The sequence below is a fragment of the Alcaligenes sp. GW821-FHT11D07 genome (genome assembly GCF_058808495.1).
This window is the reverse complement of the sequence record NZ_JBXART010000001.1, coordinates 1,224,116-1,242,292: the sequence shown is the minus strand read 5'-3', so window position 1 is coordinate 1,242,292 and position 18,177 is coordinate 1,224,116. Positions and strand designations below refer to the sequence as shown.

General features: G+C 55.1%; 18 protein-coding genes. 13 read left to right on the top strand and 5 right to left on the bottom strand.

Going from position 1 to position 18,177, the window contains the following annotated elements; translation table 11 throughout:
- The first annotated feature begins 11 nt into the window (after positions 1-11).
- The 6 genes from AC1RSM_RS05660 (at position 12) to AC1RSM_RS05635 (ending at position 4,618) form a co-directional block, all read left to right on the top strand.
- Positions 12-284 (top strand): phenol hydroxylase subunit, encoded by a 273-nt coding sequence (locus tag AC1RSM_RS05660; protein WP_492930304.1) that lies wholly within the window; start codon positions 12-14, stop codon positions 282-284.
- A gap of 23 nt (positions 285-307) precedes the next feature.
- The gene (locus tag AC1RSM_RS05655) at positions 308-1,315 is read left to right on the top strand and encodes an aromatic/alkene monooxygenase hydroxylase subunit beta (protein WP_492930302.1); all 1,008 of its coding nucleotides are present in this window, start codon (positions 308-310) and stop codon (positions 1,313-1,315) included.
- Complete coding sequence (locus AC1RSM_RS05650) at positions 1,315-1,590, top strand: MmoB/DmpM family protein (RefSeq protein ID WP_492930300.1); 276 nt, start codon at positions 1,315-1,317, stop codon at positions 1,588-1,590. Before AC1RSM_RS05655 ends, AC1RSM_RS05650 begins: the two co-directional genes overlap by 1 nt.
- Before the next feature lie 18 nt (positions 1,591-1,608).
- Positions 1,609-3,114 carry an aromatic/alkene/methane monooxygenase hydroxylase/oxygenase subunit alpha gene (locus AC1RSM_RS05645; protein WP_492930298.1) on the top strand — a complete coding sequence of 502 codons (1,506 nt, stop codon included), beginning with the start codon at positions 1,609-1,611 and terminating at the stop codon, positions 3,112-3,114.
- A gap of 69 nt (positions 3,115-3,183) precedes the next feature.
- Complete coding sequence (locus AC1RSM_RS05640) at positions 3,184-3,546, top strand: phenol hydroxylase subunit P4 (protein WP_492930296.1); 363 nt, start codon at positions 3,184-3,186, stop codon at positions 3,544-3,546.
- A gap of 10 nt (positions 3,547-3,556) precedes the next feature.
- Entirely contained in the window at positions 3,557-4,618 is a 1,062-nt protein-coding gene (locus AC1RSM_RS05635) for an NADH:ubiquinone reductase (Na(+)-transporting) subunit F (protein WP_492930294.1), read from the top strand.
- 143 nt (positions 4,619-4,761) lie between these two features.
- On the opposite strand, the gene AC1RSM_RS05630 is transcribed toward AC1RSM_RS05635, so the two are convergent.
- The gene (locus AC1RSM_RS05630) at positions 4,762-5,697 is read right to left on the bottom strand and encodes a LysR substrate-binding domain-containing protein (protein ID WP_492930292.1); all 936 of its coding nucleotides are present in this window, start codon (positions 5,695-5,697) and stop codon (positions 4,762-4,764) included.
- A gap of 484 nt (positions 5,698-6,181) precedes the next feature.
- On the opposite strand from AC1RSM_RS05630, the gene AC1RSM_RS05625 reads away from it, so the two are divergent.
- The 7 genes from AC1RSM_RS05625 (at position 6,182) to AC1RSM_RS05595 (ending at position 13,936) form a co-directional block, all read left to right on the top strand.
- Complete coding sequence (locus tag AC1RSM_RS05625) at positions 6,182-7,540, top strand: Rieske 2Fe-2S domain-containing protein (RefSeq protein ID WP_492930290.1); 1,359 nt, start codon at positions 6,182-6,184, stop codon at positions 7,538-7,540.
- Complete coding sequence (gene benB / locus AC1RSM_RS05620; protein ID WP_492930288.1) at positions 7,537-8,025, top strand: benzoate 1,2-dioxygenase small subunit; 489 nt, start codon at positions 7,537-7,539, stop codon at positions 8,023-8,025. The genes AC1RSM_RS05625 and benB overlap by 4 nt, the downstream gene beginning before the upstream one ends.
- A 14-nt stretch (positions 8,026-8,039) precedes the next feature.
- Positions 8,040-9,047, top strand: coding sequence for a benzoate 1,2-dioxygenase electron transfer component BenC (gene benC / locus AC1RSM_RS05615; protein WP_492930286.1), 1,008 nt, complete (start codon positions 8,040-8,042; stop codon positions 9,045-9,047).
- A gap of 67 nt (positions 9,048-9,114) precedes the next feature.
- Positions 9,115-9,891: a 1,6-dihydroxycyclohexa-2,4-diene-1-carboxylate dehydrogenase gene (locus AC1RSM_RS05610; RefSeq protein ID WP_492930284.1), complete on the top strand. Its 777-nt coding sequence runs from the start codon at positions 9,115-9,117 to the stop codon at positions 9,889-9,891.
- A gap of 68 nt (positions 9,892-9,959) precedes the next feature.
- Positions 9,960-11,294, top strand: coding sequence for an MFS transporter (locus tag AC1RSM_RS05605; protein ID WP_492930282.1), 1,335 nt, complete (start codon positions 9,960-9,962; stop codon positions 11,292-11,294).
- 298 nt (positions 11,295-11,592) lie between these two features.
- A complete protein-coding gene (locus AC1RSM_RS05600) occupies positions 11,593-12,213 on the top strand; it encodes a LysE family translocator (RefSeq protein WP_492930280.1) in 621 nt (206 codons plus the stop codon).
- A 685-nt stretch (positions 12,214-12,898) separates the two neighbouring features.
- Positions 12,899-13,936 (top strand): LacI family DNA-binding transcriptional regulator, encoded by a 1,038-nt coding sequence (locus AC1RSM_RS05595; RefSeq protein ID WP_492930278.1) that lies wholly within the window; start codon positions 12,899-12,901, stop codon positions 13,934-13,936.
- Here the strand turns inward: AC1RSM_RS05595 and AC1RSM_RS05590 are convergent.
- The 4 genes from AC1RSM_RS05590 to AC1RSM_RS05575 form a co-directional block, all read right to left on the bottom strand.
- Entirely contained in the window at positions 13,933-14,640 is a 708-nt protein-coding gene (locus tag AC1RSM_RS05590) for a sulfite exporter TauE/SafE family protein (protein ID WP_492930276.1), read from the bottom strand. The genes AC1RSM_RS05595 and AC1RSM_RS05590 overlap by 4 nt on opposite strands.
- Positions 14,637-16,055 (bottom strand): amidohydrolase family protein, encoded by a 1,419-nt coding sequence (locus tag AC1RSM_RS05585; protein WP_492930274.1) that lies wholly within the window; start codon positions 16,053-16,055, stop codon positions 14,637-14,639. Before AC1RSM_RS05585 ends, AC1RSM_RS05590 begins: the two co-directional genes overlap by 4 nt.
- Positions 16,056-16,066: 11 nt before the next feature.
- Positions 16,067-17,404 (bottom strand): uracil-xanthine permease family protein, encoded by a 1,338-nt coding sequence (locus tag AC1RSM_RS05580; RefSeq protein WP_492930272.1) that lies wholly within the window; start codon positions 17,402-17,404, stop codon positions 16,067-16,069.
- A 437-nt stretch (positions 17,405-17,841) separates the two neighbouring features.
- Complete coding sequence (locus AC1RSM_RS05575) at positions 17,842-18,171, bottom strand: DHCW motif cupin fold protein (protein ID WP_492930270.1); 330 nt, start codon at positions 18,169-18,171, stop codon at positions 17,842-17,844.
- Positions 18,172-18,177: the final 6 nt, after the last annotated feature.

Genomic DNA, 18,177 nt, shown 5'->3' with positions numbered 1-18,177 from the left:
AGGAGGAAAAAATGTCTGACACGAGCCTGCCCACCTTAACGAAGTATGTGCGCGTACGCAGTCCCGCTGATGCCCGCTTTGTGGAGTTTGACTTTGCGATTGGCCAGGCCGATCTGTTTGTGGAACTGGTCATGCCGCCAGCGGCCTTTGAGCAGTTTTGCCAGCACAACAATGTCCAGCTAATGAGCGAAGAGCAAATGCGGGTCAATGACGAGAACGAAGAAAAATGGCGTTTTGGTTACGACACTTTGGTAGGTAACAGCCGCCAGGCTGATGCCCAGTAGGAACTTTTCAGGAGAACAAGAGGATGACATTAGAAATTAAAACGGCCAGTTTGCAGCCAGTGCGGCAAACCTTCGCCAACGTGGCTCGCCGCTTTGGTGAAAAGCCGGCTACGCGCTACCAGGAAGCGACCTACGATGCCCAAGCCACGACCAACTTTCATTACCGGCCTTTGTGGATGCCGGAGAAAACGCTGAATGATCTAACGCACACGGCCATCCAGATGAAGGACTGGTACGTGTTTCGTGATCCGCGCCAGTTCTATTACGGCGCTTACGTGCAAAACCGTGCCCGCATGCAAGAGTCGGCGGAAACGAACTATGGCTTTTTTGAAAAGCGTGAGCTGGCTCAATATTTGAGCGATGTCGTCAAAGCGAAACTGACCCGCTTTTTGCTGCCTTTGCGTCACGTCGAACAAACCGCCAATCTGAACTTCATGTCCGGCTCGGCCTACGGCTATGGCACCACCATTTCCCAAGCCTGTCTCTATGCCGGTATGGACTCTTTGGGGATGGCGCAATACGTCTCCCGCATTGGCTTGCTCAGCGATGGCAATAGTGCTGAATCCTTGAGCCAGGCCAAAGAGGCCTGGATGCAGGACGCGGCATGGCAAGGCGTGCGTGCCTTGTGCGAAAAAACGCTGGTGCAAAAAGATTGGTTTGAACTTTTGCTGGTTCAGTCCTTGCTGGTGAACACCGTGGTGCATCAAGTGGTGTATCAGGGTCTGGTGGCAGAGCTGGCCCGCGACGGTGGCCGTGATCTGGATATGTTGCTGGAGTTCATGCTGGACTGCCACAAGGACTTGTCCAACTGGAGCGATAGCGTCTTTAAGATTGCCGCCGCAGAAAGCGAAGAAAACAAGCAGCAATTGCAGACCTGGGTGGATCAGTGGATGCCGCAGGTGCAAGCCGCTTTCATGCCCTACATTCAAGCGGCCTTCGCCGATCAGGCCGATCAGGTTTGGCAGCAAGTCCAGGACACCATTGCTAAACGCGTCACTAAAGCAGGCTTGAGCCTGGGTGGAGAAGTTTGATGACAGCTTCCAAGGTTTATATCGGTCTGCAAGATAACGACATGTCGCGCTACATCGTCGAGGCCATCGAAGAAGACAACCCGGACGCGACCGTCATTTACCAACCCGCCATGGTCCGTATCGAGTGTGTCGGCCAATTGGTGGTCAAGCGCGAAACGGTGGAAGAAAAGTATGGGCAGCAGTGGGACATGCAGGAACTGCATCTGAATCTGATCACCTTGGGTGGCAACGTGGATGAGGATGAAGACCGCTTGTTATTGCACTGGAACAGCTAAATCAGAAAAGGGGGCACTATGGCCACGAAAAAACTAAATATCAAAGACAAATATCGCTATCTGACTCGTGACCTGGACTGGGAATTCAGCTACCAGGATCGCAAGGACGCCTTCCCCTACGAGGAGTTCGAGGGCATCAAGATTACTGACTGGTCCAAGTGGGAAGATCCGTTCCGTCTGACAATGGACGCGTACTGGAAGTACCAGGCTGAGAAAGAAAAGAAGCTGTACGCCATTTTTGATGCCTTCGCACAAAACAATGGCCAGATGAATATTTCTGATCCGCGTTACCTGAACGCGATCAAGGTGTTTTTGACGGCAGTGACGCCGTTGGAATACCAGGCGTACCAGGGCTATTCCCATGTGGGACGTCAGTTCAGCGGCATTGGCGCACGGATTGCGTGCCAGATGCAGTCGATTGACGAGCTGCGTCACGTGCAGACGCAGGTTCACGCCATGAGCCACTACAACAAGTTTTTCAATGGTTTCCAGGACTGGAGCCATATGCACGACCGGGTCTGGTACCTGTCCGTGCCCAAGTCCTTCTTTGAAGACGCCCGTTCAGCGGGCCCCTTCGAGTTCTTGCTGGCCATCAGCTTCTCCTTTGAGTATGTGCTGACCAACTTGCTGTTCGTGCCCTTTATGTCGGGTGCGGCCTATAACGGCGACATGGCCACGGTGACTTTCGGTTTCAGCTCGCAGTCTGACGAAGCGCGTCACATGACCCTGGGTCTGGAGGTCATCAAATTCTTGCTGGAGCAGCACGAAGACAACGTGCCTATCGTGCAGCAGTGGATCGACAAGTGGTTTTGGCGCGGTACGCGTTTGTTGTCGGTGGTGGCCATGATGATGGATTACATGCTGCCCAATAAAGTGATGTCTTGGAAAGAGGCCTGGGAGGTCTACTTCGAGCAGGCGGGTGGTGCGCTGTTCAAAGACCTGGCCCGCTATGGCATCCGTATGCCCAAGTACAGCGAAGTGATTGAAAAAGAGAAAGATCACATCTCGCACCAGGCCTGGTGGATCTTCTACAACTTCGGCCACGCGGCAGGTTTCCACACCTGGATTCCTAGCGACGAGGAACTGGATTGGCTCAGCTCCAAATACCCGGACACCTTCGACAAGTACTATCGCCCGCGCTGGGAAATGGCCAAGAAGATGGAAGCCGAAGGCAAGCGTTTTTACTCTACCGGTCTGCCGCAGTTGTGCCAGGTCTGTCAGGTGCCCATGACCTTTACCGACATGGAAAAACCCGACGAAATTACCTATCGCCAAAGCCAGTACAAAGGCGAGCGCTACCACACTTGCTCAGATGGTTGCCGCGACATCTTCGATCATGAGCCTGAGAAATACATTCAGGCCTGGTTGCCGGTGAACCAGATTCTGCAAGGCAATTGTGGTGGCCCGGATCTGGAGAAGATCCTGAGTGACTACTACCACCTGAACGTGGGTGTCGACAATATGGACTTCAAGGGTTCAGTGGACGAGTCGCGCTGGAAGGAATGGAAAGGAGCGACGGTCTAGTCGCTATCAGAAAAGGGCAGTGTCCCCGCGAGGGGGCGCTGCCACTACCTATAAAAATTGGAGATCAATATGGCAGTTACTGCAATTACCCCGGATTACCAAGGCTTTGCGATGGACCAGCAGGCCCATTACGGCCAGAGCATGTTGCTGTACATCGGTTGGGACGAACATTTGTTGTTCTGCTCGGCCAAGGCGTTTCTGGTGCAGCCGGACATGACGGTGGCACAACTGATCGAACAGCTTTTGCCCGCCGGTTTTGCCCAGCACCCGGACTTTGAGCAGATCGAGTGGGGTCAGGTGCAATGGAATCTGAACGGGGCGGCCATAGAGCTGAATCCGGAGGACACCTTGGGCGACAAGGGGTTTGACCATAAGTCTTTATTGCGTTTCAAGACCCCGGGCCTGAACGGCTACAAGGGCACAGGCGTATAAGGGGGCAGCGATGACGTATCAGGTAACCGTAGAACCCACAGGCGATGTGGTAGAGGTGGAAGATGGGCAAACCTTGTTGGACGCTGCCTTGCGACAAGGGGTTTGGTTGCCTTTTGCCTGTGGACATGGCACATGCGGCACCTGCAAGGTGCAGGTGCTGGAAGGCTATGCGGACGCAGGCGATGCGTCCAGCTTTGCACTGATGGATTCGGAGCGGGACGAGGGCAAGCTGCTGGCCTGCTGTTGCTTGCCCGAATCCGATATGGTGATTGAGGCGGACGTGGATGTGGACCCGGATTTTCAAGGCCTGCCTGTTGAGGATTATCAGGGTAAGGTCGTCTTGATCGAGGATCTGTCGCCCACGATCAAGCACATCCGGCTGGAGCTGGATCGTCCCATGCAGTTTCAAGCTGGCCAGTACATCAACTTGCATGTGCCCTCCATTGACAGCACCCGTGCGTTTTCCATTGCCAACCCACCTTCACTGAGCGGCATTATTGATCTGCACGTGCGCAAGGTGGAAGGCGGTGCGGGGACGACCTGGCTGCATGAAGCCCTGCAAGTAGGACAGTCTTTGGATGTCTCCGGGCCTTATGGTCAGTTTTTCGTGCGCAAATCCGATCCGCAAGGCGCGATTTTCATTGCGGGTGGATCAGGTCTGTCCAGCCCCGAATCCATGATTATGGACTTGCTGGAGCAAGGCGATACCCGACCTATTTATTTGTTCCAGGGGGCGCGCAATAAGGCAGAGCTCTACCACGCCGATCACTTTTACCAGCTGGCCGAACAGCACGAGAACTTCAAGTACATTCCTGCTTTGAATGCACCTTTGCCAGAGGACGAGTGGGATGGCTTTGTGGGCTACGTGCATGAAGCCGTGGGACAGTTTTTTGAGCAACGCTGCGGGGGCAATAAGGCCTATCTGTGTGGCCCACCCCCCATGATCGAGGCGGCTATTTCCACCTTGATGCAAAGCCGCCTGTTTGAGCGCGACATTCATATGGAGCAGTTCTTGACGGCAGCCGATGGTGCTACTGGCAAGGTGCGTTCAGCCTTGTTCAAACGTATTTAAATAGCGGATCTGTTTGCCAGCCGGGTCCTTCTGACAAGGGGTGATCTGCTGGCAGCAGAGTACAGAAACCGATTTTTGTACGGATGCTTAAGAGGGTTTCGCTGCACCCAGAATCAGGCCATTGTGCCGTTCTGGTGCAGCCGTCAACAGGGCGGCAGATTGCTCAAGGCACTGTGCCCCGGTATCAGCCAAGGCGGTTTCTCTGCATACATCTCTTCAATAAAGGCATGCATCTGGGCGATATACCAGGAATTATCGTTTTTCCTGTGGCTGAAGATAATGGGGGAGGTCACTTTCTCGTCATCAATCAGCCGGTAGACCAGATCGCTACGTATCTGCGCCGCTGATGGAATCAGGCACAGGCCCACACCGCCCGCCACTAATCCCATGGCTGTTTGCAATTCCATGACCTCATGAACTTCAGTGGGGAAGATGGCGTTGTCGTGCAGGATGTTCAGCACATGATCGGCGAAGCTTGGGCGCGGGGATTTGGGATAGACGATAAAGGCGTGCTCGGCAATCACCTGCAAGGAAACCGGGCTTCTGTCCTTGGCCAATTCTGTCTTGGGTGGGATGGCCAGGACCAGGCGCTCTTCTCGCAATACCGTGCGGCAAACGGCACTGTCATGGATGCGCACCCGCCCAAAGGCAATATCAATGCGACCGGCGCGTAAGGCGCCAATCTGCTGGCTGGAGGTGAGCTCCAGAAAGTGAAAGCGTATGTCCGGGTAGGCGTGGCGAAATTTCTGAATCAGGATGGGCAGCCCCCCATATAGCGTCGAGGCGACAAAGCCGATGGACAGCTGGGGCCGCTGGTTCAGACCGACTTCCATAGTTGCCGCCTTCATGACCTCCACGCGGTTGAGCAGTTGCAAGGATTGCTCATAGAAAATTCGGCCCGCTTCCGTCAATTGCAGAGGGCGGCTTTCCCGCGACAACAGCACCACATTCAATTCTTGTTCCAGCAATTGAATCTGCCGGCTCAAGGCTGGCTGGGCAATGTGCAATTGTTCGGCCGCACGAGTGAAATTCCGCGCTTTGGCGACCGCAACAAAGTAGCGGATTTGTTTCAAGTCCATATGCTTTGCCTGTGGCCAAGATCCCCGAAAAAACCCGAACCAATATATCACCTATATCGACCATCTAGGCTTCAAGGATTAGCCCGCCAAGCTCTAGGGTTAACGATAGGTTTTGGTTTTTTGGTCTTTTATCTATTTGATTTTATTGAATAAAAATCAAACTATAGAATTTTGGCATAGTGCGGGACCGATATTGTATTGGAAGCCTGGGGATGCACAGACTGTAATGAAAGCCATGTAGACCAGCCCAAGGGATCAAGTGCCCGGGGCTTGGCAAGGTGGGCTAGATCCGAGTCATTTTCTGAGCTGAAGATGGGCTGCCTGAATTTGGTGGGACAAGCGCGGTGGGTCGATACGTGAAGTGATGGACCTGCCCTGATTCTGTCCGGCTTGGCACCGGATCTATTTTTCTTTTATCACGCGTACTTGCTATGCCCTCAGCGGCATGGGCAGGGGCGGCTGCAACTCTCATAAAGGCCACATTATGTCAGTCCTTATGGATAAAACCAAAGATATCAGGCACTTGCTTGACACAGCCCTGGAAGAAAATAAAGAAACGGGTGTGTATCGTTGCCGTCGTGACATTTTCACGAATCCAGACTTGTTCGAGCTGGAGATGAAGCACATTTTTGAAGGCAATTGGGTCTATCTGGCCCATGAGAGCCAACTGCCTAATGTGAATGATTACTTCACCACTTATATCGGTCGCCAGCCCGTGTTTCTGACACGCGGCAAAGACGGTGGCTTGAACGCGTTCATCAATGCCTGTGCCCACCGGGGCGCCATGTTGTGCCGCCGCAAGCATGGCAACAAAGGCAGTTTTACCTGTCCTTTCCACGGCTGGACCTTTAATAACACCGGTAAGTTGCTCAAGGTGAAGGATGAGAAAAACACCCAGTATCCCGAACAGTTCAACACCGAAGGCTCGCACGATTTGACGCGTGTGGCGCGCTTTGAGAACTATCGCGGTTTTCTGTTTGGCAGCTTGAATCCCGATGTGGTGTCCCTGGATGAGTACCTGGGCGAAACCAAGGTGATTATTGACCAGATTGTGGACCAGGCACCGGAAGGCCTGGAAGTGCTGCGCGGTAACTCGTCCTATATCTATGACGGCAATTGGAAGCTGCAAATGGAGAACGGCGCTGACGGCTATCACGTCAGCAGCGTGCATTGGAACTACTCCGCCACCATGGGCCGCCGCAAAGAGGGCGGTACGCAGGCGGTGGATGCCAATGGGTGGAGCAAAAGCCTGGGCGGTGTGTATGGCTTTGATTACGGCCACATCCTGTTGTGGACCCAAACCATGAATCCTACGGTGCGCCCGGTTTACCAGCATCGGGAAGAGCTGAAGGAGCGGCTGGGGGAAGCCCGCGCAGACTTCATCGTGAATCAGACCCGCAACCTGTGCGTCTACCCCAATGTGTATTTGATGGACCAGTTCTCTACCCAGATTCGTGTCACGCGGCCGATCAGCGTGGACAAGACGGAAGTCACCATTTACTGCTTTGGCCCCAAAGGCGAGAGCGCAGAGCAACGTGCCATTCGCATTCGTCAGTACGAAGACTTCTTTAACGTTTCTGGCATGGGTACAGCGGACGATCTGGAAGAGTTCCGCGCGTGTCAGGAAGGTTATGCCGGCCTGGCGGCCCCCTGGAATGACTTAAGCCGTGGCGCCCCCTTGTGGGTGCAAGGGCCGGACGAGAACGCAGCCGCAATGGGCATGAAACCCCTGATCAGCGGTGGCCGTAGTGAGGACGAAGGTCTATTTGTGTGCCAACACGAGTATTGGGCCAAGACCATGGCCCAGGCTTTGAAAGCAGAGAGCGAGGAGATTTCAGCATGAGCGCCCTTTACCAATCGGTAGCCGCCTTTTTGTACCGGGAGGCTCGCTTGCTGGATGACCGCCAATGGGACGAGTGGCTGGACTGCTATAGCCCGCAGGCGCAGTACTGGATGCCGTGCTGGGACGATGACGATCAACTGACTCAAGATCCCCATAGCGAAATTTCCCTGATTTTTTATCCCAACCGGCATGGCCTGGAGGATCGGGTCTTTCGCATTAAGACGGAGCGTTCCGGTGCCTCGACGCCAGAGCCGCGCACCGCACATATGTTGAGCAATATCGAGATTTTGGCCGAGCGCGATGCGCAGATTGATGTGCGCTACAACTTTCTGACGCTGAACCACCGCTACCGAGTGACGGACCAGTTCTTTGGCACTATTTATTTGACTTTGTCGCGTCAGGAACAAGGTTGGCTGATCGAGCAAAAGAAAGTAGTGCTCAAGAACGACTACATCCGTCAAGTGATTGATGTCTATCACATTTAAGGCGGAGGTTTCTTGTGAACAGCTATCGAATTGCTCTGAATTTTGAGGATGGGGTTACCCGTTTTGTGGACTGTGGCGAGCACGAGAAAGTGCTGGATGCGGCATTCCGTCATCAGATCAATCTGCCTATGGATTGCTCGGACGGGGTGTGTGGTACCTGTAAATGCCGTGCTGAAAGCGGAGTCTACGAGCAGGGCGATGATTACATTGAGGACGCACTGACACAAGAGGAGGCCGACAAGGGCCTGGTCTTGACCTGCCAAATGGTGCCCCGGTCCGACTGTGTGATTGCCGTGCCGATTTCCTCCAGCGTGTGTAAAACCGCCGTTGCCAAATGGCAAGGGCAGGTGGCGCACTGCCGCCAGTACGAGGATGCTGCTTACGAATTGGCCATTGAAGCGGCAGAGGACGCTGTGCCTTTCTTGCCCGGTCAATACGTGAACATCACTGTGCCAGGTGGGCAGGACTATCGCTCTTATTCCTTTAGCTCGGCTCCCGGCCAGCCTCGTTTGAGTTTTCTGATCAAGCAGGTGGCCGGCGGTTTGATGAGCTCCTGGCTGGCGCAACAACCCGTAGGCCAAACGGTAGAGATGACCGGACCTTTGGGCAGCTTTTACCTGCGCCAGGTCAATCGCCCTTTGCTGTTTCTTGCCGGGGGGACCGGCCTGGCTCCGTTCTTGTCCATGCTGGAAGTGCTGGTTGAACAAGGCTGTACGCAGCCTGTGCATCTGGTTTACGGCGTGACGCGTGATCAGGATCTGGTGATGCTGGAAGAGCTGGATTCCTACACGCAGCGTTTGCCGGGGTTCAGCTACACCACTTGCGTGGTGGACCCGCAGTCCAGCCATGAGCGCAAAGGGTATGTGACCCAGCATCTGGACCCGGCTCATTGGCACGACGGTCAGGTGGATGTGTATCTGTGTGGCCCGCCGCCCATGGTGGATGCCGTCAGCCAATTCATTGATGCGCAAGCCCATGCCCCGGCTAATTTCTACTACGAAAAATTCATCACTAGTCAGTAAATGACCTGGACCGCCCGGGGTGCGTAGAGGCGCCCAGGGTGAAATCTACTCAAGCCAAGGAAAAATTATGATGACGCCACTGCGTTTTCATCAAAAAGTCGCCATCGTGACGGGGGCGGCGCAGGGTATTGGACGCCGAGTGGCCGAACGCTTGCAGGCAGAGGGCGCCCGGGTGCTGGCGGTAGACCGCTCAGAACTGGTGCGGGAGCTGGCCAGCGAGCAGGTACTCACGCTGGAAGTGGATCTGGAAACCTGGGAGGGCGCGCAAGCGGCGGCCCAGAAGGCGCTGGAGCAGTGGGGGCGCATAGATGTCTTGATCAATAACGTCGGCGGCACAATCTGGACCCGCCCTTATGAACACTACACCCCCGTGCAGATCGAAGCCGAAATTCGGCGTTCTTTGTTTCCCACTTTGTGGTCGTGTCATGCGGTTTTGCCCGCTATGCAGGAGCAGGGCAGTGGCGCCATCGTCAATGTGTCCTCGATTGCGACGCGCAGCATCAACCGGGCTCCCTATGCGGCCGCCAAAGGAGGCGTCAATGCCTTGACGGCTTCCCTGGCCTTTGAAAATGCGCAGCGCGGTATCCGGGTCAACGCGGTTTCGCCTGGCGGGACGGAAGCACCGCCACGGCGCATTCCCCGTAATGCGCAGGTGCCGCCACAGCCAGATCCGCAAGAGGCCGTCTGGTATCAGCAGATCGTGGATCAAACCGTTTCCAGTAGTTTGATGAAACGCTACGGCAGCCTGGATGAGCAGGCCGCCAGCATTCTGTTTTTGGCCTCGGACGAGGCGTCCTACATCACCGGCACGGTCTTGCCTGTGGGAGGAGGCGACCAAGGCTAGTCATCCGATGCGGACGGCCCGTATGGGCTGCGGCGTCAACATAACACTCCATTAGGGGGAGACAAATCATGAAAACACTAGAAGTCAATGAAGTGATTGAACAGGCGCGCTTTGGCCGCTTTCATTGGATGGTGATGAGTCTGTGTGCCTTGCTGTTGATTTTCGACGGCTACGACTTGTTTATTTACGGCGTGGTTTTACCGGTCCTGATGCAAGAGTGGGATTTGACGCCGGTGCAGGCGGGTGCCCTGGGTAGTTATGCCTTGTTTGGCATGATGTTTGGCGCCTTTGTGTTCGGCCCGCTGGCGGATCGCATTGGCCGCAAGAAAGGCGTCACCATTTGTTTTGCCTTGTTCAGCCTGGCGACGTTTTTCAACGGTTTTGCCACGACACCGACGGAGTTTGGTGTGTATCGCTTTTTGGCCGGCTTGGGCTGTGGTGGCTTGATGCCTAACGCGGTGGCCTTGATGAATGAATACTCGCCCAAGCGCTCGCGCAGCACTTTGGTGGCGATCATGTTCAGCGGCTATTCCTTAGGTGGCTTGTTGGCCGCGGCCATTGGTATTTACATGCTGCCGCGTTTTGGCTGGCAATCCATGTTTTTTGCTGCCGCTGTGCCCCTGCTGCTGTTGCCCTTTATTGTCTGGAAGTTGCCAGAGTCCCTGGGCTTTCTGATCCGCCAAGGTCAGGGAGAAAAAGCACGCTCTATTGTGCACTCTCTGGCTCCGCAAGCCGGAGTGTCAGACGATACGGTGTTGACCTTGAACGAGCAAAAGTCCTTGGGCGTGCCCATGCTGGATCTGCTTAAAGAAGGGCGCTTGCTGGGCACCTTGATGATTTGGCTGGCCTTCTTTTGCTGTTTGTTGATGGTCTACGCTCTGGGCTCCTGGTTGCCCAAGTTGATGGCCAATGCCGGTTATAGCTTGGGGTCCAGCTTGTCCTTCCTGGTGGCTTTGAATCTGGGCGGCATGTTCGGTGCCATCTTAGGTGGCTGGCTGGGCGATCGTTTCAGTTTGCCCAAGGTGGTTGCCTGGTTTTTTCTGGTGTCGGCTATTTCTATTAGTCTGCTGGGTTTCAAAAGTCCCACGGCGGTTTTATATCTGTTGATTGTGCTGGCGGGTGCCACCACGATTGGGACGCAGATTCTGCTCTACGCCAACACAGCGCAGTTCTATCCCACGTCCATGCGATCCTCTGGCTTGGGTTGGGCCTCGGGCGTTGGCCGCATCGGGGCGATTGCAGGCCCCTTCTTAGGCGGCACCTTGATGGCAGCAAAGTTGCCTTTGCCAATGAACTTTTTGGCTTTTGCCATACCGGGCGTGGTGGCGATGCTGGCTTTCCTGATGTTTATGGTGTCCTTGCGACACGTCAGTAAAGCCCCGCTGCTTGTTATGCCAACTTAAGTGGGCTCACTAGGCGTCCTTTCAGATTTCTTGTTTTGATCTCCTGAGATTTTGCCCGCTATACTTGTCTATCACTGATCCGCTGTGCAAGGCGGGTCAGTGTCAGGAATGCCAAGACCCTCTTTTCCTGTTCTGAATTTTCGATGCCAGCCATTCTTCTTGAGTGGCTGGCATTGTCTATGGGGCCAGCGCGATCAGCTCTAGCGTTCGTGTGGCCCTTGTTTTTATGATCTGTTTATTGAGTTTGCGGCCCTGAAACCCTGGCTGGGGGGCAGGGTTAATACGCCTGGGGTAAATGATGAGTGCCAGTAGCTTTATATTGTTTTTACCGGCCTGTTTTGCGCTGAATATGGCGTTTGGGCCGAATAATCTGCTGTCCATGACGGTGGGAGCCAAGCAGGGCTTATCGACAGCACTGGTCGCGGCTATGGGCCGCCTGGTCGCCTTTGCCATCATGATCGTGGTGGCTGCCTTGGGCATGGGGACTTTGCTCATGGTCTCGGAGGCTGCCTTCACGGTGGTCAAAATTGTGGGTGCTGCGTATCTGATCTATTTGGGGGTCAAAGTACTGCGTGCCAGTTCCCATGCGACGCAGGAGCAGGCTGATGTGGGCAAAACCAGCATTGGAGGTCTTGTCCGTCAGGAGTTCTTTGTTGCCATCGGCAATCCCAAAGCGATTTTGATTTTTACGGCGTTCTTCCCTCAATTTGTGGATATGAACCATTACTGGACCAGTTTCATGCTGCAAGGCGTGATCTTTCTGCTCTTGGAAGTGATAGCGATTGCTGCCTATGCCTACGTGGGGACGCGGCTGTCTGGCGTGATGCAAAATGCTCGGGGTTTGCGTTGGGTTAATCGCATCAGTGGCAGCATGATGATTGGTTTTGGGGTGATTCTTGCCATGGCCAGACGCTCCTGATGGTTGAACTTCGGTCATGAGCCCTTAAAAAGCCCTCGTTAAGAGGGCTTTTTTTTGAGTGTTCGACACCGGTGGGGGTGATTCAAGATATTTTTGGCTTATGCAGCGCCTTAAAATTTCGGCCGAAATTTTTCTTCACTTGCCGGCCGGGAACTTCACGCTGTTCTGTGTGTCTATTTGTACAGGGTAAACGCTTAATATGCCCATAAATACTTGTAGTTTGAATTTTTTTTGTTAGGATAAAAACTCGTTCTAGGCTTTCTCGATTAAAGAAATACAAGGAGGTTTGGATATGAATGACACGCCCATGAACTGGCCCAGTGATTTTCCGAGTAAACATGATTCGCTGTAGCGTTTTAAAAAAATAAACGGAGACCATTAACCAGCCTAGCCGCCTACCCAGGCGGCTTTTTCATGTCTGTGAGTTTTTCTTTTTTAATCGTTTTTCGTGTTTCGTTTTGCCGGTGATCGTTTACTAGCTTTGATCCGGGTGCCGGGCCCCTGATGCTTAGTTCTGATTTTCATTCACCCTTATTTACCAGCGAGCCCACGGGGGTTGCTAAGGGGCAAGGCGCGGACGACGGTTCGCATCTTCAAGCCCCCGGGGCAATGCATTCGCTTGTAAGATGGCCCCTGCTTAAGCCTCTATGCTATTTTCTTTCTTTTTCCTGATATCGATCCCGCCTTGTCGCCACCTGTCTCTTCTCCCGCTCGACGTATTACCATCCGCGATGTCGCTAAAGCGGCCGGTGTGTCGCTGACGACGGTCTCCCATGCCTTGAATGATCGGGGTGTAGTGGACCCGTTAACCCGGGCGCGCGTCAAACAGCTGGCCGCTGAGATGGGCTACCGGCCCAATGTACGAGCACAGCGTCTGCGCTCTGGTTCAGCCAACAGTATTGCTTTGGTTTCATCCATGCCCTTTGCGGTCTCGGGCGGAGTATCGCGGCTGGGTTTCATGATGGAAGTGGCAGGGATTGCCGCCGAGGCCGCAATGCGCCGTGGTTTAGCACTGGTATTTGTTCCCCCGCTGGAAAATGCCCAGGCCTTTCTGGAAGGCTTGGATATTGACGGGGCAATTTTGCTTGAACCCATGACGGACGATCCCAACATCCGCCTCTTGCAAGACCGGGGTGTGGCATTGGTGTCAATTGGCCGTCAAGGCGGAGGAGCCACAGGCATTCCTTTTGTGGACCTGCAGTCCACAGCCACGGCCCACTTACTCTTGGACCATCTGTGGGAGCAGGGCCGCCGACGCATTGCCTTAGTGCAAAGCAGTGCCGCGCGGGATTCTTATGCCAGTCATAAAAAGGCATATGAGAGTTTCGCGGCGGCCCATGGCATGCCTTTGCGATATATGCAGGTTGAGGAAAACCAGGGGGAAGAAGGGGGCTATGCAGCCTGCGCGGAATTATTAGCCCAGCATCCTGATACCGATGCACTGTGTGTGCCGGTTGATGCTTTTGCAGTGGGGGCCTTGGCCGCCGTACAGAAAGCAGGTTTGCGCGTCCCGCAGGATGTGATGATTGCCACTCGCTACGATGGTTTGCGGGCTCGCACGGCAGAGCCCGCGTTGACCGCAGTTGATTTGCATCTGGAGCAAGTGGCTACCTTGGCAGTGGAGCTGCTGTTTGAACATTTGTCCGGCGACAAGAGTCGATTGTCCGCGGTGGGCTCCAAGCCAGCGCTCAGGGCCCGCGCCTCGACACAGCTCACGGATTAACTGGCCAACATCACGGCAATGCCCGAGACGGTAGCAAAGACCAGTACCCCAACGCGTAAATGCGCTTGATTCAGTCGGTGATGCACCAGATGGCTTAAACCCATGCCCAGCAGTAAGGCGGGCAGACACAGCACGGCATAGCTCAGATGTGACCAGGCCAAGGTGCCTGAAATCCCCAGCACGATCAGGGAGATCACTTCACCAACCAAAAAGCATAAAGCGACGGTAGAGCGCAAGGTTGCCACGGGGGCGTGTTGATACACCAGTGCCAGAGGCGGGCCGCCGATGCCGGTGGCGGTTTCCGTGATTCCCGTGACCAGACCCGTGGCAATAAAGGCTTTTTTGCCGGGTGTGAAGCGGGGGGCCAGGACGGAGGCCAACACCGCCAGCAAGGTGCTGACTCCCACAAACTGGTTGAGCCAGTAGGTGGACAGCACCAGCAGGATGCCCACGCCCGCAAAAGTGCCTGCAAATCGTCCTGCTGTAATCCACGCTGCGCCGCTGCGATCGACGGCCTCTTTTTCGCGCCAGGCCACATAGGCATTCAGCGGCAACATCAGAAATAGCAGAGCACCCGGAATGGCTTGGGGATGGACCAGTGCCAACACCGGCACCACGATCAGGGCAAAACCCATGCCGCTGGCCCCCTGAATAAAGGCGCCGGCCAGCACAGCAGCAAAAGCGATGAGCAAGCCTGTCGTCATGCCATTGCCTTCTCTTGTGCCGCGTGGCGGGCAAGATGTTCGGTGGAGGGGGCATGCAGCTTGCGAATATCAGATTGAGCCACCGCATGGCGCGCCAGTTCTCGTACTTCTTCCAAGAGGGGCACTGGGTCCCAATCTACCGGCTGACCTTCCCACAAGCGCAGCTTGCCTTGGACGACGACGGCTCGGATCTGGTCTCGGGCAGCCACACGAACCAGCTCCCAAGGCAGGTCCCAGGAAGGGGTCATCTCGGGAACTTGCAGATCGACCAGTAAAAAGTCTGCTTGTGCACCGACGCGAATTTGTCCGGTTTCTTGGCCCAAGCCGATTACCTCCGCGCCGCCTCGGGTGGCCATATCCAGCCAAGTCCAACCCGCGCCACATGATGAGTCCCCCACCATCATGCCAAAGGCAAAGCGTTGAGCTGCCTCCCCATAATCCATCATGCGAAAGGCGTCGCTGCGAGTGCCGTCTGTGCCCATGCCCAAGCGTATGCCTTGGACTCGCATCGCCTCCGCTGGGGCGACCGCGTTGCCTTTCCAGGCACTAGCCACCGGGTTATAGGAAACGGCTGCATTGGAATCAGCCAATAAGCGAATTTCGCCCGGTGTGACCAGGGTCGCGTGGGCCAGCAGCGAGGCTGGCCCCAAAGCACCAATATGGGCCAGATGTTCTATAGGGCGGCGGCCGTGTGTGTTCAAAGATCGCTCCACTGCAACCAGGTGCTCATTGGCATGTGTCTGAAACACGCGGCCTGCCTCTTCACTCATGGCGTAAATACGATGCAACATGGCATCACTGGCGGCTTCGGGAATGGAGATAGCCAGCGAGGGGCTGATCAAATCGTGGTGCTCCCAGTGCTGTAAATGGGCTTGGGCTCGGGCCAGAATGGGCTCGGCGTCCAATAGTACCGCGCTGTGCTTGTCGTTGCAGATCAGGCCCAGCACACAACGAATGCCTACGTCGGAGGTGGCCTCAACAATGGCATCCAGATCCTCGGATGAGCGCGTGCCGGCATCACATACCGTCGTAAAACCACCGCGTAGCGCTTCCAGCGAAGCCAGCTTGCTGGAGGCATACAGATGGCGCGCGTTCAAGGTGCTTTCCAAGGGCACCCACACCCGGCGAAAGATCTCCGAGGGCTCGCCATATACCAGGGACTTGCCGTAGGACTGGGTGACGTGATGATGGGCATCCACAAAGCCTGGCATCAGCAAGTGGCCGGGCAAGGATAGCCGTGGCAGTTCCGGATGACGTGCTGTGATGTCTTGCACGGTGCCTATATCGCTAAAGCGGCCCTGTTCAAGAACAACTGCGTGCCCCGTGACTGGGCCGTGGGGCAGCAAGAGATGTTCGGGCTCCAGGATACGGGCCTGGGCAAGATCGGTGGACGTGAATAGAGAAGCGTTATTCATGACACAGCTCATTAAGAATGTTGGAGAGGGGTGGTGTTGCGGGAACCTTGACCAAGATGGATGAACAAGTAGTTCAGGACGGCGGCCGTCAAAGCACCCATGGCGACGCCATTAGAGAGCAGCAGGCGCAATTGGGAGGGCAGTTGGTCGTAAATACCGGGCACAACAATGGGCAGCAAACCAATTGCCAAGGCAGTCGCCACGACGTACATGGCAGAATGGCCTCGCAGATCAACCTTGCGCAGCATGTCTATGCCCATGGTGCCGACGATGGCAAACACCACCAGGCCAGTGGCACCAATCACGGCGGCTGGAATGACGCTGATCAGGGCGGACAGAGGCGAGAACACGCCGAACAGAATCAGGAACAAGCCACCAACAGCGGTGACATAACGGGATCGCACCTGAGTGGCACGGATGATGCCGATGTTCTCGCCGCTGGTAATGATCAAGGATGTGCCAAAGATCCCGCCTAATAAAGAAGCCAGACCGTCGCCCCGAATGGTGTTGGGAACCTGGGCTTGCTGTTCTGCTTCGCTTTCTTTGCCCAGCACTTCGTTCAGGGCAATAGTTTGGCCTGTGGCTTCGACCATGGAAATGACGGTAAACAGCAAAAGCGGCAAGGCAGCAATCAAGTCAAACGTGGGAGGGCCGAAAGGGAAGGGGGACGGCAAGGCCAGAATAGGCCCACCACCGATTCCCTGCAGACTGACATCCCCCATCAAAGCGGCCGCCAGAGCACCTACAACCAGGCCCAGCAAGATTGCCAACTGACGACACATGCCTTTGAGCAAACGGGCAAAAAGCACTGTGGCAACGATGGTGATCAAGGCCAGCAGCAGATTATCGGTATTGCCAAAATTGGCCGAACCGGGGGTGCCTGCAATCAGCTTGCCGGAAATCTGCGCCAGATTAATCGCCACCAGTAAAAGCATGGTGCCAATCACCAGGGCAGGGAAGTAACGCAAAAAGCGTTTGAAGATGGGCACGATCAAAAAGTACAGCAAGGCGGACAGAATCACTGCGCCCGAGGCGGTGGGCAAGTCCGATTGCTGGGCGATTAGGATGAACAAAATAATGGGCGCACCCCCTGGCAACATCACAAAGGGCAATTTGGCGCCTATGCCTGCGGGGCCAAAAGATTGGATCAAGGTGCCTATGCCACAGACCAAAAAGGTGGCGCTAAGCAGTTGGGTGGTCAGCGCGGCATCAAAGCCCAGTGCCTTGCTCATCAGGAACACGGCAGCGATGGGAGAAGCGGCCATGACCAATACGTGCTGTAGCCCGAAGGCAATCATGCGTTGGGGTGAATACAGTTCATCCACTTGCGCAGTGGGGGTGTCTTTCATTGTTGTCTCCTTTGCTGCTTTGCCTGGCCTTGAAGGGCCCGGCGCAGTCCTTTCAGTTTTTGTTAAATGTAGGGTTAAAACGATTTGGTTTGAATTTTATGCGTAACCAAAACGTTTTGGTAGTGTATTTGTGATTTTCTGTGGGCTTGATGCAGAAAGCAAATAATGATTATTGCTTTCTGCTGAATTGACAGAGAAGGTGGGCTAAACGAGCGCTTGTGTTGATGAGCTATCTACGCGCTTTGGCCGTGCTGCGACTTGCCGGCAGGCGCTCGAACCCGCAGAGGGCGGTAAGGCGTGCCGGGCCAGAAAAAATTGGGCGCGGTGCTACAGGGTCGCGGAGCTTGCGTTCATGCTTGAAGGCGAAACTGGCGTTTTCCTGGATAAAAAAAGCAGCCAGTATTGGCTGCCTTTTTTGGGGTTTTCAGTAACAGGGTTTAATCGACGATGTACAGCGTGGCACCCGTTTTTGTAGAGGAGCGATGCGGCTCGGCATTGTCGGCAACGTGGTAGGACTGACCGGGTTCCAGCGTGAAGCGGCGCCCATCCTCCAGCTCGGTGTCCAGCTTGCCTTCCAGACACAACAGCATATGGCCTTTGACACACCAGTGATCCGCCAGATAGCCGGGGCTGTACTCGACCATGCGCACCCGGATGGGGCCAAACTGCTGCGTGCGCCATAGCGCCATGCCAGTTTCACCTTTGTGTTCGGTAGGGGGGATCTCAGACCAGTTCACGGTGCAAAAGGGCAGATTAGTGATATTCATGGCAAT